Raw genomic sequence first — 14,640 nt, 5'->3', positions numbered from 1 at the left:
CTCAGTGCAGGTTCGGTTGGGCGCCCTGGCCCTTTTCGTCGATCATGGCGCCAGTCCGGAACCGGTCGAGGCGGAACCGTGCAGCTTCCTCGTGCGGCGTGTCGCGGGCCAGCAGGTGGGCGAAGACGAAGCCTGAGCCGGGCGTCGCCTTGAAGCCGCCATAGCACCAGCCCGCGTTGAGATAGAGGCCGTCGACCGGCGTCTTGTCGATGATCGGCGAGCCGTCCATCGACATGTCCATGATGCCGCCCCACTGGCGCAGAAGCCGCACGCGTCCGATCATCGGCATCAGCGCCATGCCGCCCTCGCAGACATCCTCCATCACAGGCAGATTGCCGCGCTGGGCGTAGGAATTGTAGCCGTCAATGTCGCCGCCGAAGACAAGGCCGCCCTTGTCCGACTGGCTGACATAGAAATGGCCTGCGCCGAAGGTCATGACATTGGGGATCAACGGCTTGATCGCCTCGGAGACGAAAGCCTGCAGCACATGGCTTTCGATCGGCAGGCGCAGGCCCGCCATTTCAGCGACGCGTGACGAGGAGCCGGCGACCGCCATGCCGACCTTGCCGGCGCCGATCCTGCCGCGCGAGGTTTCGACACCAGTCACCTTGCCGTTGGCGTCCCTGACAAAGCCGGTTACCTCGCAATTCTGGATGATGTCGACGCCAAGCCCGCTGGCCGCATGGGCATAACCCCAGACCACGGCATCGTGCCGCGCCGTGCCGCCGCGCCGCTGCAGCAATCCGCCTTGCACGGGAAAGCGCGCATTGTCGAAGTTCAGGAACGGCATCATCTTCTTGACCGCAGCGAGGTCGAGCAGTTCGGCGTCGATGCCGTTGATGCGCATGGTGTTGCCGCGCCGCGCATAGGCGTCGCGCTGCGCGTCGGAATGGTAGAGGTTGATGACGCCGCGCTGGCTGACCATCGCATTGTAGTTGAGGTCCTGCTCCATCCGCTCCCACAGCTTCATCGACAATTCGTAGAAGCCGGTGTTGCCGGGCAGGCCGTAATTGGAGCGGATGATGGTGGTGTTGCGGCCGGCATTGCCGGAGCCGATCCAGCCTTTTTCCAGCACCGCGACGTTCTTGATGCCGTATTCGCTGGCGAGGAACCAGGCGGTGGCCAGGCCATGGCCGCCACCGCCGATGATCACCACGTCGTAGCGATCCTTCGGCGTGGCGTCGCGCCAGGTGCGCTGCCAGTTCTTGTGGCCGGAAAGGGCGGCACGGGCGAGCGAGAAGATCGAGTATTTCATACGTTCATTCCGAGGTCGCTCGCACCGGCAGGACGGCTATATGTCCAGCGTGTGGTCGCGCTCCCATTGCGTGAAGTGCGAAGCATAAGAATTCCATTCCTGGTGCTTCAGCTTTAGGTATGCCGACGAGAATTCCTCACCCAGCGCCGCCTTGAGTGATTTGTCCTTGTCGAACTCGCGCAGTGCGTCGAGCAGGTTCAGTGGCAGTTTCGGCGCGCCCTTCACCGTGTGGCCGTGCTGGTACATGTCGATGTCGTAGCGCTTGCCGGGATCGGCCTTCGAGCGGATGCCGTCGAGGCCAGCGGCAATGATCACAGCCTGCAAGAGATAGGGGTTTGCAGCACCATCGGGCAGGCGCAGTTCGAAGCGGCCGGGGCCCGGCACGCGCACCATGTGGGTGCGATTGTTGCCGGTCCAGGTCACCGTGTTCGGCGCCCAGGTCGCGCCCGAAATCGTGCGCGGGGCGTTGATGCGCTTGTAGGAATTGACCGTCGGGTTGGTGATCGCGGCAAGCGCGGAGGCATGCTTCATGATGCCGCCGAGGAAGTTCTTGCCCTTGGCCGACAGGCCAAGCTCCATCGAATTGTCGGCGAAGACATTGGTCTTGCCCGCCTTGTCCCACACCGAGATGTGGGCATGGCAGCCATTGCCGGTCAGGCCCTGGAAGGGTTTCGGCATGAAGGTGGCCCGCAGGCCGTGCTTCTCTGCCACCGACCTGACCATGAACTTGAAGAAGGAGTGCTTGTCGGCGGTGGCGAGCACGTCGTCGAAGGCCCAGTTCATCTCGAACTGGCCGTTCGCGTCCTCATGGTCGTTCTGGTAGGGTCCCCAGCCGAGCACCAGCATGTGATCGCAGATCTCCGCGATGACGTCGTAGCGGCGCATCACCGCCTGCTGGTCGTAGCAGGGCTTTGAGGCCGTGTCGTATTGGTCAGAGATGACGCCGCCGTCCGGCGAGATCAGGAAGAACTCGGCCTCGACGCCGGTCTTGACATGCATGCCGTCGCCGGCGGCCTCCGCGATCAGCCGCCTCAACGTATTGCGCGGCGTCTGGTCGACCTCCTTGTCGTCCATGACGCAATTGGCGGCGACCCAGGCCACCTCCTTTTTCCACGGCAACTGGATGACCGAGTCTGGATCCGGCACTGCCAGCATGTCGGGATGCGCCGGCGTCAGGTCCAGCCAGGTGGCGAAACCGGCAAAGCCGGCGCCATCCTTCTGCATGTCTGATATCGCCTGCGCCGGCACCAGCTTGGCGCGCTGGCCACCGAACAGGTCGGTGTAGGAAATCATGAAATATTTGACGTTTTTCGCCCTTGCGAATTCTGCAAGATCAGCTGTCACGGAAGTTCCCCATTTTTTTGTCGATCGTTGCCCCAGAGCGTGCGGGCTTCGGCCCTTCGTTGATCAGAAGCCGTTCTTCCCCGGTATCCAGTTGGTGCCGGCGAGCGGCACGCCGGCCATCGCGGCTGCCTCGATCGTCAATGCGACGAGGTCCTCGGGTTCGAGATTGTGCAGGCTGTTCTTGCCGCAGGCGCGGGCGATCGTCTGCGCCTCCAGCGTCATCACCTTCAGATAGTTGGCCAGCCGCCGTCCAGCAGCCACAGGATCGACCCGCTTCATCAGCTCCGGGTCCTGTGTGGTGATGCCGGCAGGGTCGCGGCCTTCATGCCAGTCATCATAGGCGCCTGATGTGGTGCCGAGCTCGTTATACTCCGCCTCCCAGCGGGGATCATTGTCGCCGAGCGCGACCAGCGCCGCCGTTCCGATGGAGACCGCGTCGACGCCGAGTGCCAGCGCCTTGGCGACATCGGCGCCATTGCGGATGCCGCCCGAGACGATCAGCTGCACCTTGCGGTGCATGCCGAGATCCTGCAGCGCCTGCACCGCCGGCCGGATGCAGGCGAGCGTCGGCTGGCCGACATTCTCGATGAACACTTCCTGCGTTGCCGCCGTGCCGCCCTGCATGCCGTCGACGACGACGACATCGGCGCCGGCCTTCACAGCAAGCGCGGTATCGTAATAGGGGCGGGCGCCGCCGACCTTGACGTAGATCGGCTTTTCCCAGTCGGTGATCTCGCGCAGCTCGAGGATCTTGATCTCGAGATCGTCCGGGCCGGTCCAGTCGGGATGGCGCGAGGCGGAGCGCTGGTCGATGCCTTTCGGCAGGGTGCGCATCTCCGCGACGCGGTCGGAAATCTTCTGGCCAAGCAGCATGCCGCCGCCGCCCGGCTTGGCGCCCTGGCCGACGACGACTTCGATGGCATCGGCACGGCGCAGGTCGCGCAAATTCATGCCGTAGCGCGACGGCAGATATTGATAGACCAGTTGCTTGGAATGCCCGCGCTCTTCCTCGGTCATGCCGCCATCGCCCGTCGTGGTCGACGTGCCCGACAGCGTCGCGCCACGGCCGAGCGCCTCCTTGGCCGGACCGGAGAGCGAACCGAAGCTCATGCCGGCAATGGTGATCGGAATCTTCAATTCGATCGGCTTCTTGGCATGGCGCGAGCCGAGCACGACGCTGGTGTCGCAGCGTTCGCGGTAGCCTTCGAGCGGATAGCGCGAGATCGAGGCGCCGAGGAACAAAAGGTCATCGAAATGCGGCAGCTTGCGCTTGGCGCCGGCGCCCCGGATGTCATAGATGCCGGTCGCCGCGGCGCGGCGGATTTCGGAAAGCGTGTAGTCGTCGAAGGTCGCGGATTTGCGCGGCGTCGTCGGCGGGTTGCGATAGGTCATGCTGCCTCAATACGCGTCGGCGTTGTCGATATTGAAATTGTAGAGGGTGCGCGCCGAGCCGTAGCGCTTGAACTCCGATGGCTTGACGCCGGTGACGCCGGCGCGGTCGAGCAAGCCCTGCAGCAGTTCCAGATGCTCGGGCCGCATCTCCTTGGCGATGCAGTCGGCGCCGAGGCTGTCGACCTTGCCGCGCACGAACAGCCGCGCCTCGTAGATGGAATCGCCCAGCGCATCGCCGGCATCGCCGAGCACCACCAGATTGCCGGACTGCGCCATGAAGGCCGACATGTGACCGATATTGCCGTGCACGACGATGTCGATGCCTTTCATCGAGATGCCGCAGCGCGACGAGGCATTGCCTTCGATGACCAGCAGGCCGCCCTTGCCGGTGGCGCCGGCATATTGGCTGGCATCGCCTTTCACGATGATCGAGCCCGACATCATATTCTCGCCGACGCCGGGCCCGGCCGAGCCGTGCACGGTGATGGTGCTGCCGGAATTCATGCCGCCGCAATAATAGCCGACGCTGCCGCGCACATCGATGGTCACGGGCTGGTCGACGCCGACGGCGACCGAATGGCTGCCCTTCGGGTGCAGCACTTCCCACACCGTTTCGTTCGAGCCGGGCGTCAGATTGTGCAGCGCCTGGTTGAGCTCGCGCAGCGAAGACACATCGAGATCGAAGATCCGCGAGGCGTGGTCGTGGGCCGCCGCCTTTGAAAGTTTGGTTGCCGTCATGAACTCAATGCTCCCAGAAATAGACGGTTGCGGGTTCCGGTTCCCAGACCCTCGCATTGTCTATGCCGGGCAGTTTGGTCAGCGCGCGATATTCCGAGCCGAAGGCGACATACTGGTCGGTTTCGGCCATGACGGCGGGCTTGCAGGCGATCGGGTCGCGCACCACGCCAAAACCGTTCTTGGTGCCGACGACGAAGGTGAAGAAGCCGTCGAGATCCGAGAGCGTGCCTTCCAGGGCTTCGCCGAGGTTCTTGCCATGCGCCATCTGGGACGAGAGATAGGCGGCGGCGACCTCGGTATCGTTCTCGGTCTCGAATTTCATGCCTTCGCGGATCAGCTCACGGCGGACATTGTTGTGGTTCGACAGCGAGCCGTTGTGCACCAGGCACTGGTCGGCGCCGGTCGAGAAGGGATGAGCGCCCATCGTCGTCACCGCCGATTCCGTTGCCATGCGGGTGTGCCCGATGCCATGCGTGCCGGCCATCTTGCGGACGTCGAAGCGATCGACCACCGCTTCCGGCAGGCCGACTTCCTTGTAGATCTCGACGACGTCGCCGGCGCCCATGATGCGGATGTCGGGGCGAAGTGCCTGGATGGCCTCGCGCGCTTCGTCAATCTTGGCCGGCGTCGTCCGCACGACGGCGTGCGTCGACTTGACCGCAATGCTCACCGGCGCACCGATGGCCTTGGCAAGCTCGGTATCGAGGTCGCGAAAATCGCGCGCGGGCTTCGCCGACTGGATGGTGATCTTGGCTTCATTCCTGGAAGGCGCGCCATAGATGGCAATGCCTGCGCTGTCGGGCCCGCGATCGCTGAGCGATACCAGCATCTCCGACAGCATCGCGCCGAGCTTCGGCTCCAGCGACTTGTCTTTCAAAAACAGTCCGACAATTCCACACATGTCAGCCTCCCGGCATTTGTAGCTAGAAGATGATGTATCGAATGAGTCCCGCAAATTCAATCATATGAAAAAAATTTTCCTCTAGTTACGTATGGGGCGTAATGCCGCCATGCGAGTTATCGCTGCCCTGCGTGGCATTGTGAACCCACGTGGCATGGCGGATACGGGCGAGCTTGTAGGCGTCCAGGATGGATAGCGCATAGATCAGAAAGCCGCCGGCGTGACGGCCGATGAAGCTAGCGTCGGGCAGCGCGATCTTGGCGGTCACCCATGCCAGGATAACCATGAAGAAAAGGAACTGCAGCCCGCGCACCGGAACGCCCAGAATGACATGGCCGCTCGCCGGCAGCACGATTGACGCGCCGAGGACGAGATAAGGGCTCACCGGCGCCGGCTGCGTGTTCGAACCGGTCATGCGGCTTGCCGTTCGCTTCGGTTGATGGCGTCGCGCAGCGCCGAGAGCGAGGTGAGCAGCCGGTCGATCAGCGCTGGATCGATCTGTGCCTCACCGAACGCGGCCTGCCGGAAAACGCCGTAGCGCGCCCGTTCGGCCTCGGCCAGCAGCCACACGATGCGCACCCCGTTTGGCGTGATCAGCAGCTCCTTGGCGCGCCCTTCCGAAAAGGGTTCCAGATGTTCGGCGATGATGCCTTGCGGGAACCGCGTGCCGCGGCGGTCGGTCCGCAGCACCGCCTCGGGGGGAAATCCCGGAGCCTTGGGCAGCGTATGCTGGAGATGGTCGAAATTGGAGAAGGTCGTCGGCGAGCCCGGCCGCATCATCATGTCGAAGGTCGCTGGGACGGCGACCTTTTCGGTGATCGAAACGCTGAGCCAACGCGCCGGCAGTTTTCGTGTCGCCAGCGTGTCGACGATGGTGCGCAACTGAACGCGTTGGCCGTTCCACGACCCTTCCCAGGTGACGACACCGGCGGTGCCGTCCGAAACATCAGCGGCGTCGGCGACAATGGTGCGTATGCCGGCCTCCTCGGCGGCGAGCGCCGCCAAGGCCCTGTTGCGGCTGCGCCGTGCCAGCCACGCAAGATGGAGAGCGAGAACCAGGACAATGGCCCCGGCGAACAGTGCTGATGTCACGTCGGACATTTTGTCATGTCCGGCCCGCCAAGGATCGGGGCGGGCCGTCTCCCATCAATAGCCCTGCGGTTTCGGCCACGGCATGGTGAACTGGTCGCCGCGCCGTACGAATTTGTAACGGTAGAAATGGAACCACAGCGAGATCAGGAAATAGAAGATGGTCATCGCGATCAGCTGTGAGCCGAACCCGAGGAAGATGGCGAAGAAGGTCACCACGCAAAGGCAGAACAACACGATCGCCGGCAGCGGATGGAAGGGATGCGTGTAGCCGCGGCGGATCGTGCCGAGCGGCCACTTCTTGCGGAACATCATGATGTTGATGCTCATGAAGGTGTATTGCAGCACGCCCGACAGGATCGAGAACGTGATCGCCTGGTTGAGGTCGGCAATGAAGGCGAAGGCGAGCGCGATCGGCAGCAGGAACAGGATCGAGCGGTAGGGCGTGCGATATTTCGGGTGCACGGCCGAGAACCAGCTCGGCAGATAACGGTCGCGGCCGAGCGAGAACCATGCGCGCGCCGCATCGTTGATGCAGCCATTGGCGGAAGCCAGCGCAGCCAGCAGCGTTGCGATGAACAACAGGTTTTCCAGCAGCGGACTGCCGGTGAGCTTGCCGGCGTCCCACAGCGGATAATAGGTGATGCCGAGATATTCCCAAGGCATCAGCGAGGCGCAGACATACCAGGTCATGGCGGCGGCGATCAAAAGCGTGATCATGCCGGCCATCGTGCCGTAGGGCAGCGAGCGGGCCGGCGAACGCACTTCCTCGGCCGCCTGCGTGGTGCCTTCGATGCCGAGATAATACCAGATGCCAAACTGGAAGGCGGCGATGACGCCGATCCAGCCATAGGGCAGCGCATTGCCCGGCGTCACCAGCTCGTTGAGCTTCAGCACCGCGCCTTGCGTCCACGGGCTGACCGAGAAGAACAGGATGACGATCGAGATATAGGCAATTGCGGTGATGACGAAGTTGACGTTGAGCGTCATCAGCACGCCGCGATAGTTGAGCCAGGCCAGCACGACGATGGTGGCGGCGATGAATGAATTGTGGGTGAGCCCTTCGACGCCGGCCTTGGCGACGATGGTGTCGCCGAGCAGGATGGCGTCCGAGACCTCCAGCATCGTGTAGGCGAAGACCAGGAACAGCGCGACGTTGAAGGCCATCAGCGGCCCGACAATATGCTTGGCCTGCGCATACTGGCCGCCGGCAGCCGCCACCGTCGACGTCACTTCGGAATCGATCATGGCGACCGAGGTATAGAGCAGCCCGACGATCCAGCAGACGATCAGCGCGGCGAGCGCGCCGCCCTTGTCGGCCGAAAAATTCCAGCCGGTGAATTCACCGACCAGAACGATGCCGACGCCGAGTGCCCAGACATGGGCCGGGCCGAGCACCCGCAGCAGTGAAACCCTGTCGCCGTGAATTGCCGGTTCAAGTACGGTCGTCGTCATTGTTCGTCCCCACTCAAATCCGGTGTTTCTCGGAAACGGCTTCAAGCTCGCCTTCGCGTGACGAGGTCAGAACGTCTTCGGAATAGGTCGTGTCGACCTTGAACCAGTCGTAGAGCATCCACAGGGCGAGCACGATCGAGATGCCCCAGCATGCGTAAGAGAGTGAAATCCACATGGTGCGTCCCCGATTGCTTGCCTTCGGAACTCTTACTTGTCGTTGAATTTTTCGTTGATGACGTCGCGATATTCGCGGTCGGAGGCTCGGAACAGGAAGACGAAATAACCGATCAGCACCGCCGCCATGATGATCAGCGTCGGCCAGTCGATGACATAGTGGAAGCGGTTCTGGATGATGTCATGCGCCGTCTCGGGTGTGTAGCCGAGCTTCTCCCAGATGGCTGCCATGGTCGGGTTCTGGCCAAGCGCTTCCCAGGTCTTGGCATCGAGCGCGTCGATGGATTTGGCGGCTCCGGCAAGGCCGAGCTTCAGCGGCAGCCACAACGCCACGAAGATGGCGACAACCACGACGACGATATCGAAAACCTGGCCGGCCTTGCTCTGCTCCGGCGGCGTATAGCGGGACATTTCTTGTACCCCTCAGGACTGGCGGTTGCGGGATGCGTCGGCGTTCTTGATGTCGAGGCCGTAGATGAAATCCTTGTCTTCCTTGTAGTGTTTGACCATCGCCAGGATCGCGGCCGTGTTGAAGATCAGCACGGCGGCGGCGGCAATCGCGACGACGGCCTTGATGCCGGCGTGCGGGATGTACGGCCATGTCATGAACAGGACGAAGAGGATCGTCGCCCACAGGCAGACGATCAGCAACGCGGATCCGCGCAAATCGGAACGGTACAGCGCCTCGATGCGCTGCTGCAGGTCTGACATCGGTTTGTCCCCTTTTTTCGACGCCCGGTTCCGAATCCACCTTGCGTCGCTCTCTTTCAAGAGAGTGAAATTTTTTTCATAAATTCAGACCGTTTACCGCAATTGTCAAGACGAATTTACGCTGAGTTAACTGTTTGCTTGGGGCGGCCAATTTTGCCTGACAATGAAATTATTTGCATTCAGGGGATTGCGGCTCTCCCGCGTTTGCGGTCAATATTCGCTCCAAAGCTCCGGCCACCGCGCCAAGGAGCGGGGAACAGTGGATTTTTGAACGGAGGACGAGCGGATGACGGCATCCTGGAGATTTTCGACCCTGGCGGATCGCCATCGCGCGCTGGGTTCGAAGCTCGAAGACTGGAGCGGCATGGGCACCGCCTGGACCTACGACAAGGATGCCGACGAGGAGTACATCGCCATCCGCACCAAGGCCGGGCTGATGGATGTGTCGGGCCTGAAGAAGGTGCACATCACAGGGCCGCACGCCTCGCATCTCATCGATCTCGCGACCACCCGCGACGTGGAAAAGATCTACCCCGGCAAATCGGCCTATGCCTGCATGCTGAACGAGGCGGGAAAATTCACCGACGACTGCATCCTCTACCGCACCGGCCCGAACAGCTGGATGGTCGTGCATGGCTCGGGCACCGGCCATGAGGAATTGCAGCGCGCCGCGATGGGCCGCGATGTCTCGCTACGCTTCGACGACAATCTGCACGATCTGTCGCTTCAGGGACCGACCGCGGTCGACTATCTGGCCAAGCATGTGCCGGGGATTCGCGACCTGAACTATTTCCATCACATGCAGACGCAGCTGTTCGGCTTGCCCGTCATGATCTCGCGCACCGGCTACACCGGCGAGCGCGGCTACGAGATCTTCTGCCGTGGCCAGGATGCTGGCACGATCTGGGACAGGATCCTCGAAGAGGGCAAGAGCGCCGGCATCATTCCGTGCCGTTTCACCACGCTCGACATGCTGCGGGTCGAAAGTTATCTGCTGTTCTATCCCTACGACAATTCGCAAAAATATCCGTTCGAGAATGAAGGCCCCGGCGATACGCTGTGGGAACTCGGCCTCGACTTTACCGTCAGTCCCGGCAAGACCGGCTTTCGCGGAGCCGAGGAACACTACCGTTTGAAGGGCAAGGAGCGCTTCAAGATTTTTGGCGTGCTGCTCGACGGCAAGGAGCCGGCCGACGAAGGCGCGCCGGTCTATCGCGACGGCAAGAAGGTCGGCGTGGTGACCTGTGCCATGTATTCGCCGCTGGTCAAGAAATCGATGGGCATCGCCCGCCTCGACGTCGACTGCGCGGTCAAGGACACCAAGCTCGAAATCCGCAACAAGAGCGGGTCGATCAAGGCGACGGCGCAGCCATTGCCGTTCGACGATCCCAAGAAGACCAAGCGCACGGCGAAAGGCTGAGGCATAATCAACAGCGAGGGGTTCGAGGCACGAAGATTTAAATGGCAGCAAAAAGCATCATCAGCCGGCCGGTCTACGGAACGCTCTCTCCGCAGCCCGGCAAACACCATCTTTTCATCGCCGATGCCGAAGGTGCGGTCGCTATTTCAGACATGGCCGCAAAAGCGCCTGCCGGGTTTTTCGATGGCGCCGAAATCGACTTTATCCCGGGGCCGGACAACAAACACGTCGCCGCCCTCGAAGCGCTGAGGCCGGCGCAGTTTCATCAGGCGCCATCCTTTGCCAGCCTGCTGCCGAGGCTGAAGCAGACGCTGGGCAATGCCCATATGGGCTTGCGCCTCTACCTCGCCGGCACCGAGGGACTGATCGGCCAGGCCATGCAGGTGGCGCTCGAAGCCGGCATCGACCACACCTCCATGCAGACGGAGCATCGCGGCTCGCTGGCCAGGCGCATGCAGTGCGTTCACTGCAAGGGCATCACCGAGAATGTCACGACACAGCCATCGACCTGTTCGCATTGCGGCTTGCTGCTTCTGGTGCGCGATCACTATTCGCGGCGCCTCGCCGCTTTCCAGGGCGTCTGCATCAATGCCGAGGATCGCTCGGAGATTCCTCCAATGGAGGAGGCCTTCCCATGAGCACCGGCACCACAAAACTCGATGTCGTCGTCAGCGACGTCGTTCCGGTCAACGAACTGGTCACCCGCTTCCATTTCCGCAGGCGCGACAGCGAGCTGTTGCCGACCTTTTCCGGCGGCGCCCATGTCGTGGTCGAGATGCGCGACGGCGACCGCACCCGGCTCAACCCCTATTCGCTGATGGGTTCGCCGCTCGACACGCGCGAATACACGATCTCGGTGCGCCGCGACGATGTCGGGCGTGGCGGCTCGCTGTTCATGCACCGGTCCGTCAAGCCGGGCCTGGAGATGGTGATCAGCTATCCCGTCAATCTGTTCTCGCTCGACTTGCGTGCCAGGAAACACCTGATGCTGGCCGGCGGCATCGGCATCACGCCCTTCATGGCGCAGACCGCGCAACTGGCGGGCGAGGGCGGCAATTTCGAACTGCACTACACCTGCCGGACCGCCTCTCTGGGCACTTATGCCGACGTGCTGCGGGAGCGCTACGACAGGCGCATCAGGCTCTACCATGACGACCGTGACGAGCGCATCGATCTTGATCGATTGCTGTCGACGCAGCCGCTCGGCACGCATCTCTATGTCTGCGGCCCGGCCGGCATGATCAACTGGGTGCGCGACCGCGCGGCCGCCTTGGGCTGGCCATCGGAGGCCGTGCATTTCGAGCATTTCGCGGCACCCCAGCCCGGCCTGCCGTTCGATGTGACGCTGGCAATCAGCGGCAAGACCATCCGCGTCGATGAACAGCTGAGCCTGCTGGAAGCGATCGAGGCGGCCGGGGTCGACCCGCCCTATCTCTGCCGCGGCGGCGTCTGTGGCCAGTGCGAGACCAACGTGATCTCCTACGATGGCAAGTTCATCCACAACGACCACTGGCTGAGCGAGGACGACCATCGCTCCGGCTGCAAGATCATGCCGTGCGTGTCGCGCTTCGAGGGCCGGTCGCTGGTGCTGGAAAGATAGGAGGCGAGCTTGGGCATCACCTTTCGCAAGGAAACCTTCCGCGACGACTTCACCTTCAGGAACAGCCCGGAGCACATCAGGCGGTTCCCGTTCCCGTTCCATGAAGACGCCTACATGTATGCGGTCAACATCGAGCCGCATGTCGCCGGGCCAAAGGGCTCAGTGCTGGAGAACCTGATCGATGTCGACGAGCACTACGTCGCCGAGATGCAGGACCGCGCTTTGGTGCTGGCCGAGGATCCGCTGCGCTGCCAGTCGCTGCCGCATATGACGCTGGCCGGCTGGGATCTGCTCGAACTGCTGATGGAACAGCAAGCCCTTGGCTATCCCGAACATTTCACGCTGACGCGGGACGGCGACCGCTGGCGCTGGATCAACCGGCCGCTCGGCATCGACGACACCTTCACCTTCGGCGACACCTCGACCCTGCCTTACGGTCCGATGGAATACATCACCCGCCAGAGCCAGGGCGATTTCTGCATCCTCGACCAGCGCGACGGCAATCTGTGGATGGATGCCGGCATGGTCACCACCCAGGCCGATTGGTCGCTCGATTTCGACATCGGCATGAATTTTTTCGAGTGGCACGCACCGGTGCCGCTGGCGCATGAGAAGGGCATTTTCACCAGGGCGCTGAAATTCCTCACCAACATCCAGCAGGGTAAGCCGGCGCGGCGCCTCAACTGGACTATGACCATCAATCCGCGCCTCGATACCAGCCCGGAAAATTACCACAAATGGGGTCCGGACCGGACAACCGTGACGCCCGAAAATGTCGGCGACAAGGTGCATCTGCGCGTCGAGCTGCAAAGCTTCTGGCGGCTGCCGCGCTCCAACGGCATCGTCTTCCCGATCCGCTGCTACCTGATCAAGATGGACGAACTCGTGACGCAGCCGAAATGGGCGCGACGCCTGCACCGCGTCATTCGCGATCTGCCCGAGGAACTCGCCACCTACAAGGGGCTCACACGCTATCGGCCAACCTTGGTGGAATGGCTGTCGAAGTTGGATGACGGGAGTGCGACGTCACTGGGGTTTGGACCTGATTGAAATCTGCCTGCTGCTATTTCAACGGGGACCTGATTTTCTTTCTCCGCTTGGATAATGTGACACGATGACCGAAAATCCCGAATATACCTTCCGATACATGCGGAAGGATCATACTGGCCAACTTCACAATGGCATTGTGTTGGTTGAGAGATACCTTGATGCGGCGGTGAGGCAACACGCTTTGATGATGGAAGCGTGGCAGGCAAAGCAGCCTAGGCGGGCCCTAGTGGAACTACACTTTTTTCTAATTTCCGTAGACAGAGTTAAGGATGGCATTGCCTTGGCAGCTAAAGTCCTAGGTAATAAAATGGCTAATCATTTGAGCGCGCTTGACCTAACCTTTTACAAGCAGGCCAGGGATCACTTTGAGCATATCGACGACCGGCTGTACCTATCTCGCAAGAATGCTCCAAAGCCGATTGAGGAAAATGGATTTGTGCGAACGATTCACTTTGGCTTGTCGTCTAAAGACATGACTTTCCGGTGGAGTGATCAAAGAATTGACATCTCGGGTCAGTTTTTAGACGTGTTTGTCGCGTGGGCCAAGGAAGCCTGCGCGATAGCCGATCAATCCCTCGTCGAACTTTAAAGTGTCGACAGAAAACCTCACCCCGCGCTGTTCTGCGGATAGCAGATGATCGACAAATACCGCATTGGCAGTTTCGTCAGCTGCTCCGGTCCGTGCGGCGCGTCGGCGTCGAAGAACAGGCTGTCGCCGGGCTTCATCGGGTAGAGGTTGCTGCCGTGCCGGTAAACCACTTCGCCCTCCAGCATATAGAGGAACTCCATGCCCTCATGCTGGAAAGTCGGGAACACGTCCGAATCTTCGGTCAGGGTGATCAGGTAGGGTTCGACGACGACGCCGCTGGTGTTCGACCCGATATGGCCGAGCAGATTGTACTGATGGCCGGCGCGCGTGCCGCGGCGCTCGACATCCAGCCCTTCGCCGGCTTTGACGAAGACGGCGCTGCGCTCCTCCTCGAAGCGGCGGAAGAAGGCGGTGACCGGAACGCCGAGCGCCCGCGACAGCGCCTGCAGCGTGGTCAGCGACGGCGAGGTGATGCCGTTCTCGATCTTCGACAGCATACCCAGTGAAATGTCGGTGGCGACGGCGAGATCGGCGACGGTGATGCCGAGCTTCTTGCGGAACGCCCGCACCTCGCGGCCGATGGCCACCTCCAGCACCTTCTCGCGTGTGTCGCGGATGGCGTGCGGGTTCTGCGTCAGTGGTGCGCGGATGGTCTTGCCGTCCGCCGAGACCTTTGGCTGGGGCTTCGGCTTGGCGCCGGCAAGCCCGGCCTTGGAACTGTCTTTCGCCATGTCGCCCCCGGACTTCGCGGATTTATTTCACTCAAGGTGAACATGTCAGGTGGCGATACAGCAGCGCGGCTGTGTCGGCAAGCTGTCTTAAGTCCATCGGACGATCCCATGGATTCTGTCCGCGAAGGTTTTTCGTCAGGAATCCTTTGCGGGCAAACGCCGTTCCCGCAGATGTCTGTTGACAGCACCGA

General features: G+C 61.9%; 17 protein-coding genes. 5 read left to right on the top strand and 12 right to left on the bottom strand.

The features are described 5' to 3' along the window. Position 1: 1 nt before the first annotated feature. From CK228_RS01965 to CK228_RS01915, 11 genes are all read right to left on the bottom strand, one after another. Positions 2–1,255, bottom strand: a complete 1,254-nt coding sequence (locus CK228_RS01965; RefSeq protein WP_095786686.1) for a sarcosine oxidase subunit beta family protein — start codon at positions 1,253–1,255, stop codon at positions 2–4. Between the two features lie 36 nt (positions 1,256–1,291). After that, on the bottom strand, positions 1,292–2,599 hold the full coding sequence (gene glnT / locus CK228_RS01960; protein WP_095786685.1) for a type III glutamate--ammonia ligase: 1,308 nt from the start codon (positions 2,597–2,599) through the stop codon (positions 1,292–1,294). Between the two features lie 63 nt (positions 2,600–2,662). Beyond that, entirely contained in the window at positions 2,663–3,991 is a 1,329-nt protein-coding gene (locus tag CK228_RS01955) for an FMN-binding glutamate synthase family protein (protein ID WP_095771140.1), read from the bottom strand. 6 nt (positions 3,992–3,997) lie between these two features. Continuing rightward, the gene (locus CK228_RS01950; RefSeq protein ID WP_095786684.1) at positions 3,998–4,729 is read right to left on the bottom strand and encodes a GXGXG domain-containing protein; all 732 of its coding nucleotides are present in this window, start codon (positions 4,727–4,729) and stop codon (positions 3,998–4,000) included. Positions 4,730–4,733: 4 nt separating this feature from the next. Beyond that, positions 4,734–5,630 carry a glutamine amidotransferase family protein gene (locus CK228_RS01945; RefSeq protein WP_095786683.1) on the bottom strand — a complete coding sequence of 299 codons (897 nt, stop codon included), beginning with the start codon at positions 5,628–5,630 and terminating at the stop codon, positions 4,734–4,736. Positions 5,631–5,715: 85 nt separating this feature from the next. Next, positions 5,716–6,045 (bottom strand): hypothetical protein, encoded by a 330-nt coding sequence (locus CK228_RS01940; protein WP_095786682.1) that lies wholly within the window; start codon positions 6,043–6,045, stop codon positions 5,716–5,718. Beyond that, on the bottom strand, positions 6,042–6,731 hold the full coding sequence (locus tag CK228_RS01935; protein ID WP_179295774.1) for a hypothetical protein: 690 nt from the start codon (positions 6,729–6,731) through the stop codon (positions 6,042–6,044). The genes CK228_RS01940 and CK228_RS01935 overlap by 4 nt, the downstream gene beginning before the upstream one ends. 45 nt (positions 6,732–6,776) lie before the next feature. Continuing rightward, a complete protein-coding gene (locus tag CK228_RS01930; protein ID WP_095771136.1) occupies positions 6,777–8,174 on the bottom strand; it encodes an amino acid permease in 1,398 nt (465 codons plus the stop codon). A gap of 13 nt (positions 8,175–8,187) precedes the next feature. Next, entirely contained in the window at positions 8,188–8,349 is a 162-nt protein-coding gene (locus CK228_RS01925) for a hypothetical protein (protein ID WP_019856863.1), read from the bottom strand. A gap of 32 nt (positions 8,350–8,381) precedes the next feature. Beyond that, entirely contained in the window at positions 8,382–8,759 is a 378-nt protein-coding gene (locus CK228_RS01920; RefSeq protein ID WP_095771135.1) for a hypothetical protein, read from the bottom strand. Positions 8,760–8,771: 12 nt separating this feature from the next. Next, the gene (locus CK228_RS01915; RefSeq protein WP_095771134.1) at positions 8,772–9,059 is read right to left on the bottom strand and encodes a hypothetical protein; all 288 of its coding nucleotides are present in this window, start codon (positions 9,057–9,059) and stop codon (positions 8,772–8,774) included. A 286-nt stretch (positions 9,060–9,345) separates the two neighbouring features. Between CK228_RS01915 and CK228_RS01910 the strand changes: the two genes are divergently transcribed. The 5 genes from CK228_RS01910 to CK228_RS01890 all read left to right on the top strand — a co-directional run bounded on the left by CK228_RS01910 (position 9,346) and on the right by CK228_RS01890 (position 13,718). Continuing rightward, positions 9,346–10,479 (top strand): aminomethyltransferase family protein, encoded by a 1,134-nt coding sequence (locus CK228_RS01910; protein WP_095771133.1) that lies wholly within the window; start codon positions 9,346–9,348, stop codon positions 10,477–10,479. A gap of 41 nt (positions 10,480–10,520) precedes the next feature. Continuing rightward, positions 10,521–11,117 carry a dimethylamine monooxygenase subunit DmmA family protein gene (locus CK228_RS01905; RefSeq protein ID WP_095786681.1) on the top strand — a complete coding sequence of 199 codons (597 nt, stop codon included), beginning with the start codon at positions 10,521–10,523 and terminating at the stop codon, positions 11,115–11,117. Beyond that, positions 11,114–12,079 (top strand): PDR/VanB family oxidoreductase, encoded by a 966-nt coding sequence (locus tag CK228_RS01900; protein ID WP_095786680.1) that lies wholly within the window; start codon positions 11,114–11,116, stop codon positions 12,077–12,079. Before CK228_RS01905 ends, CK228_RS01900 begins: the two co-directional genes overlap by 4 nt. Positions 12,080–12,088: 9 nt before the next feature. Continuing rightward, positions 12,089–13,129 (top strand): DUF3445 domain-containing protein, encoded by a 1,041-nt coding sequence (locus CK228_RS01895; RefSeq protein WP_095786679.1) that lies wholly within the window; start codon positions 12,089–12,091, stop codon positions 13,127–13,129. Positions 13,130–13,193: 64 nt separating this feature from the next. Then, on the top strand, positions 13,194–13,718 hold the full coding sequence (locus CK228_RS01890; RefSeq protein ID WP_095771129.1) for a hypothetical protein: 525 nt from the start codon (positions 13,194–13,196) through the stop codon (positions 13,716–13,718). Positions 13,719–13,735: 17 nt separating this feature from the next. On the opposite strand, the gene CK228_RS01885 is transcribed toward CK228_RS01890, so the two are convergent. Next, positions 13,736–14,449 carry an XRE family transcriptional regulator gene (locus CK228_RS01885; protein WP_064983208.1) on the bottom strand — a complete coding sequence of 238 codons (714 nt, stop codon included), beginning with the start codon at positions 14,447–14,449 and terminating at the stop codon, positions 13,736–13,738. Between the last annotated feature and the right edge of the window lie 191 nt (positions 14,450–14,640).

The organism is Mesorhizobium sp. WSM4312 (assembly GCF_002294875.1).
GTDB lineage: Bacteria > Pseudomonadota > Alphaproteobacteria > Rhizobiales > Rhizobiaceae > Mesorhizobium.
This window is presented reverse-complemented; position numbering and strand designations above follow the sequence as displayed.

Coding starts and splice junctions, on each gene's coding strand:
- CK228_RS01915 (WP_095771134.1), bottom strand. CDS start 9,059: ATGTCAGACCTGCAGCAGCGCATCGAGGCGCTGTACCGTTCCGATTTG.
- CK228_RS01945 (WP_095786683.1), bottom strand. CDS start 5,630: ATGTGTGGAATTGTCGGACTGTTTTTGAAAGACAAGTCGCTGGAGCCG.
- CK228_RS01965 (WP_095786686.1), bottom strand. CDS start 1,255: ATGAAATACTCGATCTTCTCGCTCGCCCGTGCCGCCCTTTCCGGCCAC.
- CK228_RS01950 (WP_095786684.1), bottom strand. CDS start 4,729: ATGACGGCAACCAAACTTTCAAAGGCGGCGGCCCACGACCACGCCTCG.
- CK228_RS01885 (WP_064983208.1), bottom strand. CDS start 14,449: ATGGCGAAAGACAGTTCCAAGGCCGGGCTTGCCGGCGCCAAGCCGAAG.
- CK228_RS01940 (WP_095786682.1), bottom strand. CDS start 6,045: ATGACCGGTTCGAACACGCAGCCGGCGCCGGTGAGCCCTTATCTCGTC.
- CK228_RS01905 (WP_095786681.1), top strand. CDS start 10,521: ATGGCAGCAAAAAGCATCATCAGCCGGCCGGTCTACGGAACGCTCTCT.
- CK228_RS01920 (WP_095771135.1), bottom strand. CDS start 8,759: ATGTCCCGCTATACGCCGCCGGAGCAGAGCAAGGCCGGCCAGGTTTTC.
- CK228_RS01925 (WP_019856863.1), bottom strand. CDS start 8,349: ATGTGGATTTCACTCTCTTACGCATGCTGGGGCATCTCGATCGTGCTC.
- CK228_RS01955 (WP_095771140.1), bottom strand. CDS start 3,991: ATGACCTATCGCAACCCGCCGACGACGCCGCGCAAATCCGCGACCTTC.
- CK228_RS01910 (WP_095771133.1), top strand. CDS start 9,346: ATGACGGCATCCTGGAGATTTTCGACCCTGGCGGATCGCCATCGCGCG.
- CK228_RS01930 (WP_095771136.1), bottom strand. CDS start 8,174: ATGACGACGACCGTACTTGAACCGGCAATTCACGGCGACAGGGTTTCA.
- CK228_RS01935 (WP_179295774.1), bottom strand. CDS start 6,731: ATGTCCGACGTGACATCAGCACTGTTCGCCGGGGCCATTGTCCTGGTT.
- CK228_RS01890 (WP_095771129.1), top strand. CDS start 13,194: ATGACCGAAAATCCCGAATATACCTTCCGATACATGCGGAAGGATCAT.
- CK228_RS01900 (WP_095786680.1), top strand. CDS start 11,114: ATGAGCACCGGCACCACAAAACTCGATGTCGTCGTCAGCGACGTCGTT.